We start from the raw sequence: 18002 nt of genomic DNA on the forward strand, positions 1-18002 counted from the left end.
CAAAGGCCACACTTCCCCAGCTTCTCACCGCGCGCTGTGTGCGCGAGCTTCTTTCCTATTCCCGAAGTTTCCACGGTGCTTGAGCGCCTATGGGCGCCGCAAATCCTCACTTAGGTTGAACATCGCTCGCGCCCCTGCACGGGCCCATCGCCCGTCATGACCTCGGCGTCCGCGCTTCGGCGGTGGCGCTGTTGATCAGAAAGATCGCAAGGACGGTCGCCGCTTGCGCCAAATCTGGCGGCGACAGGCGCTCAAGCGTATCCAGATTCGTGTGATGCGCGCGGCTGTCGTAGTCGAGCGGATCCTGCAGGAACGAGATCCCCGGCAAGCCGATCTCGGTGAAGGTCGACTGATCGGCCGGCCAGTGCGGCCCGTCATAGACCGCCAGCACACCCAGATCCGCCAGCGGCGCGATCCAGGCGCGATAAAGCGCGGCCAGGGCGGGATTGCCGCCCGTGAAGACGCCCCGGATGCGCCCAGAGCCGCCATCCAGATTGAAGGCGACCGAAAACGCCTCGTACTCCGGCCCCTTGACCAGCGGCCCGATCTTGGCGCGCCGCCCCTCGACGGGCAGCGCCAACTGCTCGGGCGCGGTCGAGCGCGGAGCATAGCCCAGGCGCTGCTTGGCGTAGGCTTCAGAACCGTAAAGCCCTTGCTCCTCGCCACCGTAGAGAACCACTCGGATCGTGCGGCGGGGTTTCAGGTTCAGCGCGCGCAGGATGCGGACCGCCTCCAGCGTCGCCGCCACGCCCGCGCCATTGTCGGCCGCCCCCGCGCCGGCCGCCCAGCTGTCGAGGTGCGCGCCGGCCAGCACGACCTGGGCCTTCAGGGCCGGGTCCGTCCCCGGCCACTCGGCGACGACGTTGTAGCCCGGCTCGGCGGGATCGCCTTCCTCGGTGGCGATCTCCAGCCGCAGACGCGTCGAAGTCCCGGCCTCCGCCAGACGCCAGCAGCGGGCATAGGCCTCGTGCGCCATGTGGAGCACGGGAAACGCGGGGCGCTCGGCCACCAGCCATGGCCGACCGCCCAGCTCCGAGCCGTCGACCGTGATGACGCCGGGCTCGTCGCCACCGCCGTCCAGGATCACGGCCGCCACGCCCTCCGCCGCCAGGAATGCGTTGCGCCGGGCCTTGAACAGCCCCTCCCGCCCCTGACGCGCGCGGCGTTCGGTGACCGTGCGGTAGTAGGCGCCCACGGCTTCGGCGGCGTCGCCCTTCAAGACCTCTTCGTCGGTGTAGCGGACGACGGACGGCTCGGTGACGGATACGGCCTTCGGCGGCCCCAGCAGCACGACCTTGCCGCTCAGCCGTCCTCTAGCGGCCTGCAAATCTTCGTCGGCGTCCAAGCGCACGGCGATCGCGCAGCCCTCGACCGCCCCCTTCGTCGCCACCGACCAGGGCGCGGCCGCGGCGGCGAAGGCTGCGTCTCCCGGAGCGATCATCCGGGCCCAGGCGCGGACCTGGCGCCAGGAGAGGCCGAAGGAGCCGATCGGCTCAAGGCGCGGATTGCTCAGGCCCAGTTCGCGCATCCGCGCCAGGGACCAGTCATAGGCTCGCCGCATGTTCGGAGAGCCCATCAGACGCGCACCGACGCCATCGACCAGACTGGTGGCGTAGATCATGGCCCGACCACGCTTCAGGCCCTCGTCGCGGATGGCCTGATACAGCGCCAGATCGGGAACGGCTTGTGCTTTGGCCGGATGGGCTAAAGCCAGTGCGCCCAGACCGATGAGCGCTCGCCGCCGCGCCAGCTTCATTTTGTCGTCACGCGGATCACGCCCACATCGCCCTCGATGGCGATCTGCGTACCGAACTGGACCGAGGCGGCCTGGATGCGCTTGAGGATCCGCCGGGCTTCGTCATGCGACGGCGACCGGGGGGTGCCGACCAGGCGATCGTCCTGCAGGTTCTGGACGAACGGATGGATGCGGATCACGGCGCCCCGGCCGCTCTGGTACTCGGTCACCGCAACGGCCCCGTCATACCAGGTTTCCGGCAGGGTGAAGCCCCGGAACTGGCGGCTCTTGTCGCCGACCTGGAACATCAGGCTGCCCATGCCGTAGAAGATCGGCCGCCCCTTGTAGATCTCGATGCCCAGCAGGGCGTGCGGACCGTGGCGCACGATCGCGTCGGCGCCGGCGTCGATCAGTTCGTGGAACAGCGGGGTCATATAGTCGGCCGGACGAATGTCTTCGGGATCGGACGAGGCCGTCTCATGCGCGTGGATCGAGAATACCACCAGGTTGGCCTTGCCGCGCGCCTCCTTGACGCTGGCCAGGGCCGCGGCGCGGTCGTCGGCGTTGATGTCGTAGCTCAGGCCCGGACCGTCCTCGACGCGGAAGGTCGTGCGACCGATGGTCAACTCCTCGCCTGTCTTGGCGGCGCTGAAGACTTCCGGGTTCTTGGCCGCGTCGGGCGTCTCCGAGCGGGCCGCAATCTCGCGCAGGGTCCGCATCTGGTCGGCCGTGACCCGTTGCAGCTCGCGCGAGCGCAGCGGGGCCAGGCCCGGACGAGCGCGGAAGCCTCGGGCCGGATTGGCGTCAGCGGCCAAGGAAATATCGGTATAGGTGCCCGCGAACGACACCAGTGCGACGGTCCCGCTGGGCGTCTTGGCGTAGGCGGGCTTGCGCGCCGCGCTCAAGCTGTCGCCCGTGCCGGCATGGACCACGCCGGCGGCGTCCAGCGACTGTTGGGTCCGCAGCATGCCATCGACGCCGAAGTCGGTGGCGTGGTTGTTGGCCATCGACATGACCTTGAAGCCCATGGCCTTGAGGTCGAAGGCCACCGCCGCGTCGTTGATCGGCGTGCCCCCGCCGTTCTGGGCCGCCGGGTAGCCGGGGAACTTGTCGAGGTCGAAGATCGCGCCTTCCTGGTTGCCGAACGCGGCGTCGGCGCCCGACAGCAGCTTCTGGATCCGCAGTGTTCCGGGATCGCCATAACCGGTGATCGGCTTCTCGGGCCCGATCAGGTCGCCGGTCACGGCCAGCGAGAACCCGTTCTTCACAGTCGCAGGCGACTGCGCGGACGCCGATCCGGCTAGGGACGCGGCCAGGATGGCGGCGGTCAGTAGGCGCATTTCAGACTCTCCGTCCCCGGCTTGCGCGTCCATTGATAGACCTTGGCCGTCTCGCCGCGCGGCAGATAGGTCAGCGGGAAGCTCCTGCCCTCGCGTGTAACCTTCAGGGTCAAGGTCGCGGCGGGATCGCCCTGCACGCCGTCCATCGCGACGGCGTAGGTGACAACGTCACCGTCCTTCAGGCCAGCCTTGGCGGCTTCCGAGCCCGGGATCAGGCCCCGGATCGTTTTGGTGGTCCCAACCAGCGACTTGGGCTCGAAACCCAGCTCGAAGCGACGGACCTCGGCCGTCGTCCGCGTAAAGCACGGCCCGAAGTCGTCGGACTCGGGCAACATCAGGGCGCCGGCCAACATGGCCTGGTGCAGCTTGCGCCCGTCCTCGCCCAGTTCCTTCACGACCAGCTCGATCCACGCCGCGTCGTCCGTGCTCTGGCCAGCGGCATAGCGGCGGTTCATCTCCAGCACCAGATCGTCGACCGAACGCTTGCCGGCGGTGGCGCGGCGGATTCGGCCGTCCAGCACCGCGAAATAGAGGCCGCCCCGGTCGTAGGGCAGCACGCGGATGCGAGTGTCTTCCCAGAAGCGCGGCGCGATCTCCTGGTCGGGCGTGTCGTTCAACGGATTGGCGTAGTAACGGCGGGCGGTGTCGTTGAGGTCTTCCAGGAACTCCTCGGGCGAAAGAAGCCCGGCGCGGAACGGCAGCAGACCCTGGTAATGGACCGCCACGCCCTCGCCATACCACTGGCCGGCGTTCGACTCCGTCCAGGTGTGAACCATCTCGTGCGACAGGGTGCCCTTCAGGCTGTCGCCCTTGGTGTCGGCGCCGTAGGTGGTCAGGAACGACCGAGTCAAGGCCGTGCCGCCGCCGGCGTTGATCGGGTTGTAACGCAGGAAGACCCGATACGGCGGGACGCTCTTGTCCTGGAAGAAGCCGCTCATCCAACCGTGCAACCGGTTGGTCCAGGCCATCAGCGGCGCGGGGTCGAACGGCGGCTTGCCCAGCCAGGCCGATGAGAACCCGGTCTCGGACACTATGGCCGGCTCGCGCTTCATCGGCCCAGCCATGAACACGGTCGAGGCCAGTTGGTCGGCCGGGCCGTCGGGCAAGGCGACATCGCCCTCGCCAAAGCTGGAGGTCGCCGTCGAGCCCTGGGGCAGCGCGCGCAGATCCCAGCTCAGACTGATCTTCCGGACCTTCTCCTCCTCGGGCAGGAGGATGAAGGTGTTGCCTACGCCCGAGACACCGCCGCCTTCGGTGCGCAAGGCATAGGGCGGGCCCGAGCCACGCTTGGGCGGGGTGTTGTCGACCGGAGCCGTGTAGCGCACGACGACCGGCCCGCGCGTGGCGCGACCGGCCAGCCAGTGGCGCGACCAGACCAGGCCCTGGGCCGGATCGTCCCGCACCATCAGCGGAACCTCGCCGTCAGCGTCGGTCGCCGTCAGGCCGGTCAGGGTCTCGGCGACCGTGGCGGTGTTGGCGATGACGATAGGCAGGCTCAGCATCGGCGCGCCGGCCGTGGCCGGCAGCTCCGAGAAGCGCATCTCGACCTCGAGGCTCCCCTGCCCCTTGGCCTCGTCCATGCGGCTGGGCTTGAGCAGCACCGACAGCGACGGATCGGCCAGGGCCGGACCGGAGGCGGTCAGCAGGAGAGCAGCGGTAAGGCCGCCGAGACGGTGCGCCAGGGTCATCAGCTTTGCTCGTAGAGATAGGCCGCCGCCGCCAGGTCCTGCACAGCGTGGCCGATCGACTTGTAGACGGTGATATCCGAGTCGGCCTCTCGCCCCGGACGGGTTCCGGCCAGCACCTCGCCGATCTCGGCCTGGATGCAGTCCTCGGTGACCAGCCCGGCCGCGACGGCGCGCAGGAACTCGCCCGCGCCGTTGCGCGCCGACTCCCGGCTCTCGACGAAATAGCGCCCGACCGAGACCACGGCGGCCTCGGCTTCCGCCGCCGAGGCGACGCTGGCCCCGACCAAGTTCACGTGAGTTCCAGGCGTCAGCCAGTCGGCGAACAGGATGGGCTCGACCGCGCCGGTGACCGTGCAGACGATCTGGGCGTCCGCCACCGCCTCGCGAGGATCGGCGACCGGGACCATCGACAGGCCGGTCTTCTCCGCCATCGTCTCGCAGAAAGCCCCGGCCCGGTCGATCGAGCGCCCCCAGACCCTGACCTCGCGCAGCGGCCGAATGCGGGCCAGGGCCTCGATGTGGGCGCTGGCCTGGTGGCCATAGCCCATGACCGTCAAACGCTCGGCGTCCGGGACCGCCAGAGCGTCGGTCGCGACGGCTGTGCCGGCGGCTGTGCGGATCAGGGTGATGGCGCTGGCGTCGGCGACGCACACCGCCTGGCCGCTATCGGCGTCGAATAGCACCACCACGCCCAGGTGCGCGGTGCGCCCCGGGCGATCGGGTTCGGCGAAGACGCTGACAAGCTTGGCTCCGAAATAGCCGTCCGAGAGCAGCGCCCCCGGCATCTGACCGAATAGCCGCCCCGCGCCGATCGGAATGATCGAGCGCGGCAGCTGCCGGGTCTCGCCCGCGGAGAGCGCGATCATCGCTCCACGCACCGCCGCCCGGCAGCCCTCGAAATCGAGGCCCTTCAGGACGGCGGCTTCGTCGAGAACCTTCATGCCTAGAAGCTGCGGGACACGGAGACACCCACGGTGCGCGGCTGCAGGAAGACAGCCGTGGGCGGGCTGGTGCCGCCACGCGTGTTGGCCTCCAGGACGCCGCGCTTGTCGCCGACGTTCTTGAGATAGGCCACGAGGGTCCAGTCCTCGTTGCGCACGCCGACGCGGAGATCGACCGTCGTGTAGGACGGCAGCTTCACACGGGGGCCGTAGGCCTCGTTGGCGGTCGCGGTCGGCAGGATGTTGGCGAAGTCGCCATAGCGGCTACCGACATAGGCCAAGCTGGCGCCGACGAAGCCTGAGAAGCCGCCGCCGACCGACCAGTCGTAGTCCGCCGACAGGCTGCCCGAGATCTTGGCCGATCCCGGCAGGCGATCGCCCTTGGCGCCGTAGATCGGCGAGGCGCCCGCCGGCGGACGCAGGCCGTCGGTCAGCTTGGCGTCCAGATAGGTCATGGCGCCTTCGAGCACGAAACCCCGAACCGGCGACCAGCGCCCGGAGAACTCCGCGCCACGGCTGCGAGCGGTCGAGCCGTTCGTGTAGTAGGTCAGCTGCGAGAGCGTGTCGGTGGTCAGGAGCTGGATATCGTCCCAGTCGATCTGGAAGAGCGCCGCCTCATAGGTGAACCTCAGGTTCGGGACCACGCCCTTCAGACCGGCCTCGTAGCTGGTCACGGTGTCGGAACCGAACGACAGCGGAACGCTGCCGATCCCCGCGCTGTTGGGGCCGCCGGGACGATATCCGGTGGCGACGCGCAGGTAGGCCATCATGTCCGACGAGATCTTGTAGCTGGGTGTGAACAGCCAGGTGATGGCGTCGTCGGAGGACTTGGATTGGTCGACGCTGCTGGTCGGGCCGAAGAACCGCTCGGCCGGCTTGGCGATCGTGGTCGTGGACCGGCTGTCCTGGTCGTTGGACGAGTAGCGCGCGCCGACCTGCAGGTCGAACTTCGGCGTGAAGTGGTAGGTGGCGTCGGCGAAGACGGCCTTTTCCTTCAGCGTCGCGGGCCCGACCGAGTTATAGGCGGTCGTCCCCGCGCCGCCGCCCGCCGAACGGACGATCAGCGTCTGATCCACCGAGATCTTCTCGTCCGTGTAGAAGCCGCCGACCAGCCACTCCAACGGTCCGTCAGACTTGGAGGCCAGGCGGATTTCCTGGCTGAATTTCTTGGTCCGGTCGGCGTTGATCAGCGACACCGACCCGCCTGCGGCCGAGAACGGCGAGAGCAGGAAGCGGAAGGCGTTGGTCTGGTCCAGATCGGACTTGGAGCGGACCTTGTTCCAGGCGCTGATCGCGGTCAGGTCGGCGAAGCCGAGGTCCACATTGGCGCGCCCCTGATAGAGGTCGAGACTGACGTCGCGCTTGGTCGGCGCGATGTTCAGCGTCAGGTCGCCGAAGTACGGCGTGAAGTCGACGGGGCCCGTGAAAGCGCCCGTGCCGCACGACGGGCAGACGCGGATGCTGGGGCTGCCGAGGAACTTCGCGCGCTGGCGCACGGCCGACGCGTCGATGGAGAAGGTCTCGGTCGGCTTGAACAGAACCACGGCCCGTCCGCCCTTCACGCGGTTCTTGTTGACGTCCACACCCTGGGCGGTGGCGTTGATGTTGTCGAGATAGGCCGGATCGCGGCGGTCGAAGGCGCTGACACGAAGCGCCAGCTTGTCCTTGACCACGGGCACGTTCACAGCGCCGCGCAGCGAATAGCCCTGACCGCCGCCGGCGATGTTGTTGGCGCCGAGCTCGACGCGACCGCTGAAGTCCTCGGTGTTGGGCGCCGTGGTGACGTACTTCACTAGGCCGCCCAGGCTGGAGGCGCCGTAGAGCGTGCCTTGCGGACCGCGCAGGACCTCGATGCGCTGTAGATCGGACGGATCGATATCGACGAGCGGCGACTGAGCCGAGGCCGCGCCGGACGTCAGCGGCACGTCATCGACGACGAAGGCGACGGTCGCCGCGGTGCCGCCGCCGGTGGTGACGCCGCGAATGGCGACGTTGGCCGCGCGCTGCTCGGTGCCACCACCCGTCAGCGAAATGCCCGGGACGCGATTGTAGAAGTCCCGCAGTTGCACCAAGTTCTGGCGCACCAGGGTATCCCCCGTCACGGTCGCCACCGACACCGGCACGTCCAGCAGGCGCTCTGACTTCTTCTGGGCGGTCACGACGATCTCGCTCATCGTCGTCTGGTCGCTCGCGGCGTCCTGAGCCTGAACCGCCGAAGCGGCCAGCAGGCACGCGCTCCCCGAACCCGCCAGCAGCAAAACCTTCAAACCGTTGCGCATCGCAATCCCCCTAGGCGTGGAGGATGGCGTGAGCGCCGCCTCCTCAAGACCAATGTTCGCCAGAAGTCTTGCAACGGAACGATGACGCATTCAACATTTTGTTGATGATCACAACGAAGCTTTGACATGGGCCGATTTTCGCTTGGAAATCAGACAATAGGGCCCAAAACACAGGCGCCAATCGGATAATCGACGCCCGCTGACGATCGTGTTAACCCCACGCCGAGGCTCGACATCAACATTTCGTTGAATCTCGCGCCCGCCCCGCCGATCATACGCTCGCATGAAGGATGCCGCCCCGTGCACGACGAAAAGGCCCTGCTGGGCGTCCTCCAAGGCGTGGCCAAGGCGCTGGAGTGCGCCGTGAACCAGCATACGGAAGTGGTGGTCCACAATCTGCGGCAACCCGAGGCCTCAATTGTCGAGATCGTCAATGGCCATGTCAGCGGACGCCATGTGGGCTCGGCGATTATCGCGGGCCCGGCCGAGGACAAGGCCTTCGACACCCTCGTCGCCAGCAAGGCCGCCGCCCACCCCAACGAGGTGCGCGTCGTCGCCAACTACACGTCCAAGGCCCGTGACGGACGCTCGCTCCGTTCGTCCTCGGTGGTCATGTTCGACGCCGACGGCGTTCCGGCGGCCGCGCTCTGCGTCAACGTCGACATGGGGGCGATCGAACGCCTCCAGCGCGATATTCAGGGCGCGCTGATCCCGACCGTGCTGCCCCCCCTGCCCGCCCCGCGCGCCGAGACGAATATCGAGGACCTGATCGAGGAGATCATCGCTTCGGCCCTCGACACCGCCGGCGCTCCAGTCGAGCGGATGTCCAAGGCCGAAAAGAAGACCGCCGTCTCGATCATGCACGAGCGCGGCTTGTTCGTGATCCGAGGGTCGGTTGAAAGGGTGGCCGCGCGCCTGGGCGTCACCAAGTTCACGATCTACAACTACCTCGACGAAATCGGCGCCAAGCGCTCTTGAAGTCGCGGCCACGTTTGCGCGGCCGCCCCGCGCCATGAACGGACCTAAGCGCAGCTCCAAGAATGCGACATTCAGGAGTGCGTTGGTGGTAGCGCCGTCGGCCTTTGACCAGTAGGCGTGGAATGATCCTCTGGCCAGATCCGTCCGGCTCAACCCTTCCGGAGCTGGCTGCCCGTATCATGGTCACTGGAAGCTACAAGGCGATCGCCAGGGCCAGACGCCAGACCATCCAAACCATGAAGGCCGGCAGCGTGACCTCGATGACCTACATGCCTGGCATGGCGGTAGCGATCAGCTCGGTCTGACCGATCAGCCGCAGCAGCAGCGACACCAGACACGGCAGGCTCGTCCAGCGCAGGAGACCACCGGCCCGACAGCAGGCGGCCAAGGGCGCGCTCGCTCGCCGGTCCGCGCCCTTTAGCGGCGGCGTATAGGAGCAAAGAACACACTGACTACGCCGCCTTATGGCTTTTCTGCCGTCGATCCTGGCACGACAACCCGAAACGCTCGCGAACCGATCTCCGCGCCGGTTCCCCGATCAATGGCGACGGGTTCGATGTCTCTTCCGCTCACCGCGTCCAGGTAGCGCACCAAAGCGCCTTCCGACCGATGCTTGCGGCTCCAGCCGGCGATCATGAACAGGATCGGCAGCAGGTCACGCCCCGCCTCCGTCAGGCGGTATTCATCACGCGGCGGATGATCCTGGTAGCGCACCTTCTCCAGCAGCCCCTCCTGCGTCAGCGAAGCCAGGCGCTTGGTCAGGACCGTGGGCGCGATGCCGAGCCCCCTTCGGAAGTCATCAAAGCGGCTTACCCCCGCCAGGGCGTCCCTGAGGATCAGGAGGCTCCAGGCGTCGCCAAACGTCGCGACGCCTCGAGCGATGGGGCATGGGCTATCCATCGATCTCACTCGATATCATTTTGATAGTGACTAGATACTGATAACGTAGTAACACACTATCGAATTGATAGCCACTCGACCGAAGGCCGCCAGAGTCACCCTCGGTCCAGTCGCCCTCGATCGCATTCGCAAGGAGAAACGCCATGTCCATGTCGCGTAGAAACATCGTCAAGGTCGGAACCAGCGCGGCCGTCGCGCTGACCCTGTCTTCGCAGGCCGTCACCGCTAGCGCGGCGCAGACCGCCACCCAGAGCGCGTCCAACGCGCCGACCCGCTATGTCGAGGTCGGCGGCCGCAAGCTTGCCTATCGCTCGGTGGGCGAAGGCAAGCCGTTCGTCCTGTTCAATCGCTTCCGAGGCACCCTCGACACCTGGGACCCGCTGTTCATCGACAGCCTGGCGGCGCAGGGCTTCCGGGTGATCACCTTCGACTACTCCGGACTGGGCTTTTCCACGGGCGAAAAGAGCTACAGCCCGCCTTCCCTGGTGAAGGATGGACGCGAGCTGATCGTGGCGCTGGGCCTCAAGAACGTCGCGATCGGCGGTTGGTCGATCGGCGGCATCGCCGCTCAGATCTACCTGGCCTTGTTTGGCCAGGAGGTTTCCCACGTCGTGCTCATCGCCACCACGCCCCCGGGCGCCCTCGTAAAGCCGGCGGAGCAGCTCTTCTACGACACCGCCGCCAAGCCGGGCATCGATCTGGAGCAGTTCACCATCGTCTTTTTCGAGCCCGCCGACGAAGCCAGTCGGGCGGCGTCCAAGCGCTCGTTCGACCGCATCACCCAGCGCAAGGCTGACCGCGCGCCGGACGTGGATGCGGCCTGGGCGATCTCTCAAATCGGAAACAAGCCGCAAAATCCGGTGTTCCCGTCGGACGATATCCTGAACCTGCTCAAGTCGACCAAGACGCCGATCCTGCATCTTGGCGCGGACCACGACATCATCTTCCCGGTCGAGAACTGGTACGCCCTCAACGGCGCGCTGCCGACGACCCGGCTGGTCACCTTCCCGAAGTCGGGCCATGGCCCGCAGCATCAGTATCCGGAAGAGTCGGCGGGCCACATCGCCTCCTTCCTAAAGGCGTAGTGTCCGGCGATCCGGCGTCGCCCAGGCGCGGCGCCGGATCGCCTAGCTTGCCGCTAAAAAACTTGGCGCCCGATGGAGGGAGCGCGGACCTTGGCGCCGAGGGCTCTCCATCGCCCCTTAGCGCTGGGGCTTAAAGGCCACTTCAGCTAGGGCGCGGCCGCCAAGGCGAGCTCCCGCCAATCGAGCTCCTCTTCGATCCGGCGAAAGGCGTCATCCCCGATCTGTCCGGATCGCCGCATGTCCTCGATCGCCGCGCGCGCGGCTTGGACCATCCGACGGCGCAGCCGGTCTTCGTCGTGGTCGGTGGCGTCACCGCCAAGACGCGCGCGCTCCAGGGCGCGTAGCCCCTCCGCCCGCAGTCGCTCGGCCGAGACGCCAAGCTCGCCATCCAGCACGCGGACTGCGGCGCCTAGCGCCTGCTCCCGCGCCTGCGTCACTTCCCGCGCCACCAAGCCGTCGTTCGCCAGGGCCAGGCCCCGCAAGAGCGGTCCTAGCGTCAGCCCCTGCAGCACCAGCGTGCCCAACACCACGACAAAGGCGGTAAGCAGGATGAAATCGCGATAGGGCAAGCTCGGCGGAACGGCCAGGGCCGCGGCCAGGGTGACGATCCCGCGCATGCCCGACCAGCCCACGGCCAGGGCGTCCTTGACGGTGGGGGCGCCTTTCTCGTCGGACGCCGCCCCCAACAGACGCCGGACACCTCGGTCAAGGCCGTGATGCAGCAGCACCCAGGCCAGGCGCACAAGGATCACGGCGGCCAGGATGGCTAGGGCCGCTAGCAGGTACGGGCCGCGGCGCTCCGGACCTAGCGCGCTCCAGATCGGCCCCAGTTGCAGGCCGATCAGCGTGAACGCCAGGACATTGAGCACCATGGTCGCGGTTTCCCAGATGGCGAAGGAAGGAACCCTGAGCCGCGCGGGCATGCGCCCGAAGTGACGCCGCGCCAGCGTCAGCCCGAAAACGACCATGGTCACCACCCCCGATAGCGCCAAACGCTCGGCCAGTAGCCAGACCGCGAAGGTGACGACGAACTGAAGGATCACCGAGGTCGAAGCGTCCTCGACGCGAGACATCAGCGCCGCGACAGGCCAGGCCAACAGCCATCCGACGGCCACGCTGCCGACGAAGACCAGCCCGAAGGCCGGCGCCGCCGACAGCGGATCGAACCCGCCCGCCAGCGCGGCGGCGATCGCGAGACGGTAGATGAGCAAGGCCGAGGCGTCGTTGAGCAGGCTCTCGCCCTCCAGGATCACCTTGGTTCGGTGCGGCGGCTGGGCCTGCCGCAGCACGGCCAGGGCCGCGACCGCGTCCGGCGGCGCAACCAAGGCTCCCAAGACAATCGCGACGGCCCAGGACATGTCCGGGAACATCAGGCGGGCAAGAACCGCGACGGTGAGCGTCGTCAGCCCCACGGCGACCAGCACGAGGGACGTCACCGGCAACCAGCTTCGCTTGAGGTCGCGCAACGAGGCGTCGTAAGCCGCGTCCAGAAGCACGGGCGCGACAAAGAGGGCCATGATGAGCTCGGCCGGCAAATCCAGGCGCGGCGCCCCGGGCAGGAAAGCGATCACCGCGCCGCCGATCGCCAGGACAGTAGGGTAAGGAACGCCCAGCCGGCGCCCGAGCACCGACAGCAAGTTGGCGGCGAAGAGCAAAGCCAGCAGCGATTCAAAGACGTGCATGCTTACCCTGCTCAGGCTCGTGACAGTCGAGCGTCATCTCGATCATCGTGGGCGAGAATCCGAAGCTCGAGAACAGACGTTGGGCGGCGTGATTGGACGCTGCGGTGGAGAGAATAACGCGCGGCGCGCCGCGCGTTCGCAGCGCGCGGATCGCCTCGCTCAACAAGCGCGCGCCAAGACCCTGCCCCCGAAATGGCGCGGCGACGATCAGGTCATAGACCACGCCGGCCGGGCCGCGGAGCGCCATGTAGTCGGCGCCTTCCAGACCGGCATAGGCGTAGCCGATCAGCATGCCAGCCTGGACGGCCACCAACAGGAGGGCGTCGGGCAGACCCAGCTGCCGCTCCAGAAAGTCGCCATAAGCCTTCTCGGTCGAGGGCGTGGCGCTCAAAAAGCGTCGCGGATCGAAGTCATGGTGCCGGCGAACAAGTTCCGCCCCGAGCGGCCCGAGACGATGTCCTTCCCCCGGCTGGGCCGCGCGGATCTTGGCGACTGGCGTGGTCGATCCAGAAGCGACCGTCTCTGACAAGCGCCTCTCCCTGGACATGATGCATCGTCGGCCTTTGGCGGGCTGTCAGAATAGGCTCGCGACCGCCTCCAAGACTAATGAGACTTCGGCATAGGGCCGTGCGAATCTGGACATCAATCGTCTCGCCGTTCGGCCGCGCGCGGGCGCCGAAGAGGCCGATCGCAAGCGCGACGCCTCCAAAGGGACCGCCAGGCGCCACGGCGAGTTCAAGACTCTCGCAGCTTGAGCCCGACCGGGCCTAGCGCGGCTCCCGGTATCTCAAGGCGTCGATCACGGCCTTGAACGCGGGCGAGGTCTGACGCCGGCTAGGGTAGTAGAGGTGATAGCCCGCAAAAGGCGGGGTCCAATCCTCCAGAACCGTGACCAGCTCCCCTGCGGCGATCAGGGCCTGAGCCTCGCTCTCCAGCACATAGGCCAGACCGCACCCGGCGCGCGCGGCCTCGACGACCAGCTCCATGTCATTGAGGACGAACTGCCCGTCGACACGGACATGGAGCTCCTGCCCGTCCTTCTCGAATTCCCAGACATAAAGGCCGCCCACCGTCGGGAAGCGAATGTTGACGCAGTTGTGGCGCGTGAGGTCATGGGGCGTCTGGGGGCTGCCGTAACGCGCGAAATAGTCGGGCGAGCCGACCGCCAACATCCGCAGATCCGGCCCGATCCGCACGGCGATCATGTCGGCGGCGAGCTGCTCGCCAAGCCGCACGCCGGCGTCGAACCGGTCGGCGACGATGTCCCGCAAGCTAGAGTCGGCCGACAGCTCGACCTTGATGTCGGGATACTTCCGAACCAGCGATCTCAAGGCAGGCATCAGCACGGTCTTGGCGGCGTGACGTCCGGCCGTGATCCGCACGGTTCCCGACGGCGTGTCGCGCAGTTCGCTCAACGCTGAGATTTCGCTGTCGATCTGGTCCAGGGCGGGGCGAAGGCCGTCAAGCAGTCGCTCGCCCGCCTCGGTGGGCGCGACGCTGCGCGTCGTCCGCGTCAGCAGCGAAACGGCAAGGCGCGTCTCCAAGCGGCGCACCGCCTGGCTAAGCGCTGATTGCGAGGTCCCCAGGCGAGCGGCCGCGCGTGTGAAGCTCCGCTCGTCGGCGACAGCCATGAAGGCCGTCAGATCGGCTAGGTCGGCGCGCTCCATTTATCTCGCCTGCTAATAGGTTCATGCGCCATTTAGCGCCTAATCGTGGCGCCGCTCGATATCTAAATTCCAGTCTCGCGAAGGCCCCACCCCGGCGGCCCAGGAGATTGACGATGACGGACATAGTTGTGGTGATCGGAGCGGGCGGCATTGGCGCGGCGATCGCCCGTCGCCAAGGCTTTGGCCGGACGATCCTGCTGGCGGACTTCAGCGAGAAGGTGCTGCAGGCCGCCGCTGACGACCTGCGTAACGCCAGTTTTACGGTCGAGACCCAGATCGTCGATGTCGCCTCGCGCGCTTCGGTGCGGGCTCTGGCCGAACGCGCGGCCGAACTCGGATCGGTTCTGCAGGTGGTCAACACCGCCGGGCTTTCGCCGAACATGGCCCCGCCGGACCGCGTGCTGGCGGTGGACCTCTATGGCTCGGCGGTCGTGTTCGAGGAGTTTGGTCGCGTGATCGCGCCCGGCGGCGCGGGGCTGGTGATCTCCAGCATGGCCGGCCACATGATGCCGGCGCTCACCGCCGAACAGGACAAGGCCCTGGCCTTCACGCCGGCCGACGAGTTGCTGGCCCTGCCCATGCTGAATAGCGAGGCTGTGCCCAATTCGATGGTCGCCTACATCATGGCCAAGCGCGCCAACCATCTGCGCGTCCAGGCCGAGGCGGTCAGCTGGGGCCAACGCGGCGCGCGGGTCAATTCGATCAGCCCCGGCATCATCGCCACGCCCCTGGCGCAACATGAGCTGAACTCGCCGATCGGCGACGGCTATCGCGCCATGATCGCCGCCTCCCCGGCCAAGCGCATGGCCTCGCCGGACGAAATCGCGGTGGCCGCGTCCTACCTGCTGGGGCCCGACGGCGGCTTCGTCACCGGCAGCGACCTGTTGATCGATGGCGGCGTGATCGCGGCCATGTTCGCTGGAAAGCTGCCGACGCCGGGCTGAGGCGCATCCCCCACTTAGCCCTCTGCCCCCAGGAGCCGAACATGAAGACCCGCATGCTGGGAGACCTGAGGGCCTCCGAACTAGGCTTTGGCACGATGAGCTTCGCGTCGACCTATGGTCCGGCCCCTGACAAGGCCGAGGCCATCAAGGTCATTCGCGGCGCTCACGACCTAGGCGTCACCCTGTTCGACACGGCCGAGGCCTATGGCCCCTGGACGAACGAGGAACTGGTCGGCGAGGCCCTGACGCCCGTGCGCGACCAGGTGGTGATCGCCACGAAGTTCGGCTGGAACATCGATCCGCAAACCGGCGAGCGGCGCCCGGGTCTCAACAGCCGCCCCGATCACATCATCCAGGTGGCGGACGCCATGCTCAGGCGCCTGGGCACGGACCATATCGACCTCCTCTACCAGCATCGCGTCGATCCGGAGGTTCCGATCGAGGACGTCGCGGGGGCGGTCAAAGGCCTCATCGAGGCGGGCAAGGTCCGATGCTTTGGCCTCTCCGAAGCTGCGGCCAGCACGATCCGGCGCGCGCACGCCGTTCAGCCGGTCACGGCGGTGCAGAGCGAATACTCCCTTTGGACCCGCGATCCGGAGCCCGAGGTGCTTCCCGTCTGCGAGGAGCTGGGCATCGGCTTCGTGCCCTGGAGCCCGCTTGGCGCGGGCTATCTGACCGGCAAGGTCAGCGCCGACCAGGCATTCGACGCCAGCGACTTCCGCTCGCACTCGCCGCGCTTCACGCCGCAGGCGCGCGCCGCGAACCAGAAGCTGGTCGAGGTGCTTGAGGTGGTGGGGGCGTTTCGCGGCGCCACGCCGGCTCAGGTCGCCCTGGCCTGGCTGCTGGCGCGCAAGCCTTTCATCGTGCCGATCTTCGGCACCCGCCGGCTGGACCGCGTCCGCGAGAACCTCGGCGCGGCGGCGCTGGACCTGACCGCCGGCGATCTTGACGCGATCGAGGCGCAACTGGCGACGATCGAGATCGTCGGCGACCGCCTGCCGGCCGCGATCCTGCAACTGTCCTATCGCTGAGGGCCGCGCTCATGAAGATCGGAGTGATCGGGGCGGGCTGGCTGGGCGGAACCGTCGGGGAAATCTGGGCCAAGGCGGGCCATGAGGTGATGTTCTCGTCTCGTCGTCCGGAGGCGCACGTCTCAAGGGCTCAAAGGCTCCGAGCCTGGGCGGGCACGACGCAAGAGGCGGCCGATTTTGGCGAGGTGGTGCTGATCGCCATTCCCTATCGCGCCTTGCCGGACTTGGCCAAAGCGCTCGGCCCCATCCTCGCTGGCAAGATCGTGCTCGACGCCTGCAATCCCTACACGCCCGATCCGCCGGCCTTCCAGCAGGCGATCGAGGCCGAGGGCGTGGCGCTGGCGACGGCGCGGCTGTTGCCGGACGCCCGGCTGGTGCGGGCGTTCAGCGCGGTCGACGCGACCGCGGTCGAGGCGTCGGCCGAAAACGACGGCGAACCTCTGGGCGTGCCGATCTCCAGCGACGATCCCGAGGCGCTGCTGGTCGCCGAGGCGCTCGTCCGCGACGCCGGCTGCGAGCCGGTTGCGGTCGGCGGCCTAGCGGCCGCTCGCAGCTTCCAGCGCGGCGGCCCTGGCTTTCGCGCGCATCTCAGCGCCCCGGCCCTTCGTCGCCGCCTGCGCCTGGACTGACCGCGCCTGGACGAGCGCCAGGCGGGCCCGGCGCCGGCCAAAATCCACGGAAGGAGAATGATCATGGACAAGCGCCAACTCGGCCGCACGGGCCTAGAGGTCTCGGCGATCGGCCTCGGCTGCATGGGACTCAGCTACGGCTATGGTCCGCCGACCGACCACGCCGAAGCCGTGAAGCTGATCCGCTCGGCCTTCGACCAAGGCGTCACCTTCTTCGATACCGCCGAGGCCTACAGCCAGGGCGCCAACGAGGCCTTGGTCGGCGAGGCGCTCGAACCCGTGCGCGACCAGGTGGTGATCGCGACCAAGTTCGGCTTCCAGGACGGCAACGCGATGAAGGGCGTCGACAGCCGCCCCGAGCGCATCCGCCGAGTGGCCGAGAACGCCTTGCGGCATCTGCGGACCGATCGCATCGACCTCTTCTACCAGCACCGGGTGGATCCGAACGTCCCGATGGAGGACGTGGCCGGAACGGTCCAGGCGCTGATCGCCGAGGGCAAGGTCAAGCACTTCGGCCTGTCCGAGGCTGGCGAAGGCTCGATCCGTCGGGCCCACGCCGTGCAGCCGGTCGCCGCCCTTCAAAGCGAGTACTCGCTGTTCTGGCGCGAGCCGGAAAAGACGGTGATGCCGGTTCTGGAGGAATTGGGCATCGGGTTCGTGCCGTTCAGCCCGCTCGGCAAGGGTTTCCTGACCGGCAAGATCGACGAGACGACCACCTTCGGCAAAGGCGACTATCGCAACATCTTCCCGCGCTTCCAGGAAGAGAACCGCCGCGCGAACATGGCGCTGGTCGATCGGATCGGCGAGATCGCGCGCGCTCATGGCGTCACCAACGCCCAGATCGCCCTGGCCTGGCTGCTGCACCAGAAGCCCTACATCGTTCCGATCCCGGGCACGACCAAGCTGAGCCGTCTTGAGGAAAACCTCGGCGCGGCGCGGGTGTCGCTTTCGTCGGAAGACCTCACCGCCATCGACGAGGCGCTATCGGGCGTCGAGATCGTCGGCGAGCGCTATCCGGCCGGGATCATGCGCGACCGCCAGGGCCGTTGATCTCGGCGTCACCGTCTGTCGCTCAAAAAAAGGGGCGCGGGAGCCACAAGCTC

16 protein-coding genes are annotated in these 18002 nt (G+C 67.6%); 7 read left to right on the forward strand and 9 right to left on the reverse strand.

What is annotated here, in order from left to right:
- Positions 1-154 precede the first annotated feature (154 nt).
- The 5 genes from CSW59_RS18455 to CSW59_RS18475 are packed head-to-tail and all read right to left on the reverse strand — an operon-like array spanning position 155 to position 7983.
- A complete protein-coding gene (locus CSW59_RS18455) occupies positions 155-1756 on the reverse strand; it encodes a M20/M25/M40 family metallo-hydrolase (RefSeq protein ID WP_099445439.1) in 1602 nt (533 codons plus the stop codon).
- Entirely contained in the window at positions 1753-3075 is a 1323-nt protein-coding gene (locus CSW59_RS18460) for a CapA family protein (RefSeq protein WP_161495072.1), read from the reverse strand. The genes CSW59_RS18455 and CSW59_RS18460 overlap by 4 nt, the downstream gene beginning before the upstream one ends.
- Positions 3063-4763: a peptidase M61 gene (locus tag CSW59_RS18465; protein WP_099445441.1), complete on the reverse strand. Its 1701-nt coding sequence runs from the start codon at positions 4761-4763 to the stop codon at positions 3063-3065. Before CSW59_RS18465 ends, CSW59_RS18460 begins: the two co-directional genes overlap by 13 nt.
- Positions 4763-5704, reverse strand: coding sequence for an ornithine cyclodeaminase family protein (locus CSW59_RS18470; protein ID WP_099445442.1), 942 nt, complete (start codon positions 5702-5704; stop codon positions 4763-4765). The genes CSW59_RS18465 and CSW59_RS18470 overlap by 1 nt, the downstream gene beginning before the upstream one ends.
- 2 nt (positions 5705-5706) lie before the next feature.
- On the reverse strand, positions 5707-7983 hold the full coding sequence (locus CSW59_RS18475; protein WP_161495073.1) for a TonB-dependent receptor: 2277 nt from the start codon (positions 7981-7983) through the stop codon (positions 5707-5709).
- Between the two features lie 300 nt (positions 7984-8283).
- Between CSW59_RS18475 and CSW59_RS18480 the strand changes: the two genes are divergently transcribed.
- Together CSW59_RS18480 and CSW59_RS21625 are read left to right on the forward strand one after the other, a co-directional pair.
- Positions 8284-8961 (forward strand): transcriptional regulator, encoded by a 678-nt coding sequence (locus CSW59_RS18480; protein ID WP_143755017.1) that lies wholly within the window; start codon positions 8284-8286, stop codon positions 8959-8961.
- Positions 8962-9140: 179 nt separating this feature from the next.
- Positions 9141-9266 (forward strand): hypothetical protein, encoded by a 126-nt coding sequence (locus CSW59_RS21625; RefSeq protein ID WP_255408985.1) that lies wholly within the window; start codon positions 9141-9143, stop codon positions 9264-9266.
- Between the two features lie 157 nt (positions 9267-9423).
- Here CSW59_RS21625 and CSW59_RS18485 read toward each other — a convergent pair whose 3' ends face one another.
- Positions 9424-9861 (reverse strand): helix-turn-helix domain-containing protein, encoded by a 438-nt coding sequence (locus CSW59_RS18485; protein WP_099445445.1) that lies wholly within the window; start codon positions 9859-9861, stop codon positions 9424-9426.
- 149 nt (positions 9862-10010) lie between these two features.
- Between CSW59_RS18485 and CSW59_RS18490 the strand changes: the two genes are divergently transcribed.
- Entirely contained in the window at positions 10011-10946 is a 936-nt protein-coding gene (locus CSW59_RS18490; RefSeq protein WP_099445526.1) for an alpha/beta fold hydrolase, read from the forward strand.
- A 146-nt stretch (positions 10947-11092) separates the two neighbouring features.
- Here the strand turns inward: CSW59_RS18490 and CSW59_RS18495 are convergent, their stop codons facing one another.
- The 3 genes from CSW59_RS18495 to CSW59_RS18505 all read right to left on the reverse strand — a co-directional run bounded on the left by CSW59_RS18495 (position 11093) and on the right by CSW59_RS18505 (position 14295).
- Positions 11093-12628, reverse strand: a complete 1536-nt coding sequence (locus tag CSW59_RS18495; RefSeq protein WP_099445446.1) for a sodium:proton antiporter — start codon at positions 12626-12628, stop codon at positions 11093-11095.
- Positions 12615-13019, reverse strand: a complete 405-nt coding sequence (locus CSW59_RS18500) for a GNAT family N-acetyltransferase (RefSeq protein ID WP_201722847.1) — start codon at positions 13017-13019, stop codon at positions 12615-12617. The genes CSW59_RS18495 and CSW59_RS18500 overlap by 14 nt, the downstream gene beginning before the upstream one ends.
- 376 nt (positions 13020-13395) lie before the next feature.
- Positions 13396-14295: a LysR family transcriptional regulator gene (locus tag CSW59_RS18505; RefSeq protein WP_099445448.1), complete on the reverse strand. Its 900-nt coding sequence runs from the start codon at positions 14293-14295 to the stop codon at positions 13396-13398.
- Positions 14296-14408: 113 nt separating this feature from the next.
- Between CSW59_RS18505 and CSW59_RS18510 the strand changes: the two genes are divergently transcribed.
- The 4 genes from CSW59_RS18510 to CSW59_RS18525 all read left to right on the forward strand — a co-directional run bounded on the left by CSW59_RS18510 (position 14409) and on the right by CSW59_RS18525 (position 17949).
- A complete protein-coding gene (locus CSW59_RS18510; protein ID WP_099445449.1) occupies positions 14409-15239 on the forward strand; it encodes an SDR family oxidoreductase in 831 nt (276 codons plus the stop codon).
- A gap of 41 nt (positions 15240-15280) precedes the next feature.
- Positions 15281-16270: an aldo/keto reductase gene (locus CSW59_RS18515; protein WP_099445450.1), complete on the forward strand. Its 990-nt coding sequence runs from the start codon at positions 15281-15283 to the stop codon at positions 16268-16270.
- Between the two features lie 11 nt (positions 16271-16281).
- Positions 16282-16899: an NADPH-dependent F420 reductase gene (locus CSW59_RS18520; protein ID WP_099445451.1), complete on the forward strand. Its 618-nt coding sequence runs from the start codon at positions 16282-16284 to the stop codon at positions 16897-16899.
- A gap of 63 nt (positions 16900-16962) precedes the next feature.
- Positions 16963-17949, forward strand: a complete 987-nt coding sequence (locus tag CSW59_RS18525) for an aldo/keto reductase (protein ID WP_099445527.1) — start codon at positions 16963-16965, stop codon at positions 17947-17949.
- The last annotated feature ends 53 nt before the right edge of the window (positions 17950-18002 follow it).

The organism is Caulobacter sp. BP25 (assembly GCF_002737755.1).
GTDB lineage: Bacteria > Pseudomonadota > Alphaproteobacteria > Caulobacterales > Caulobacteraceae > Caulobacter.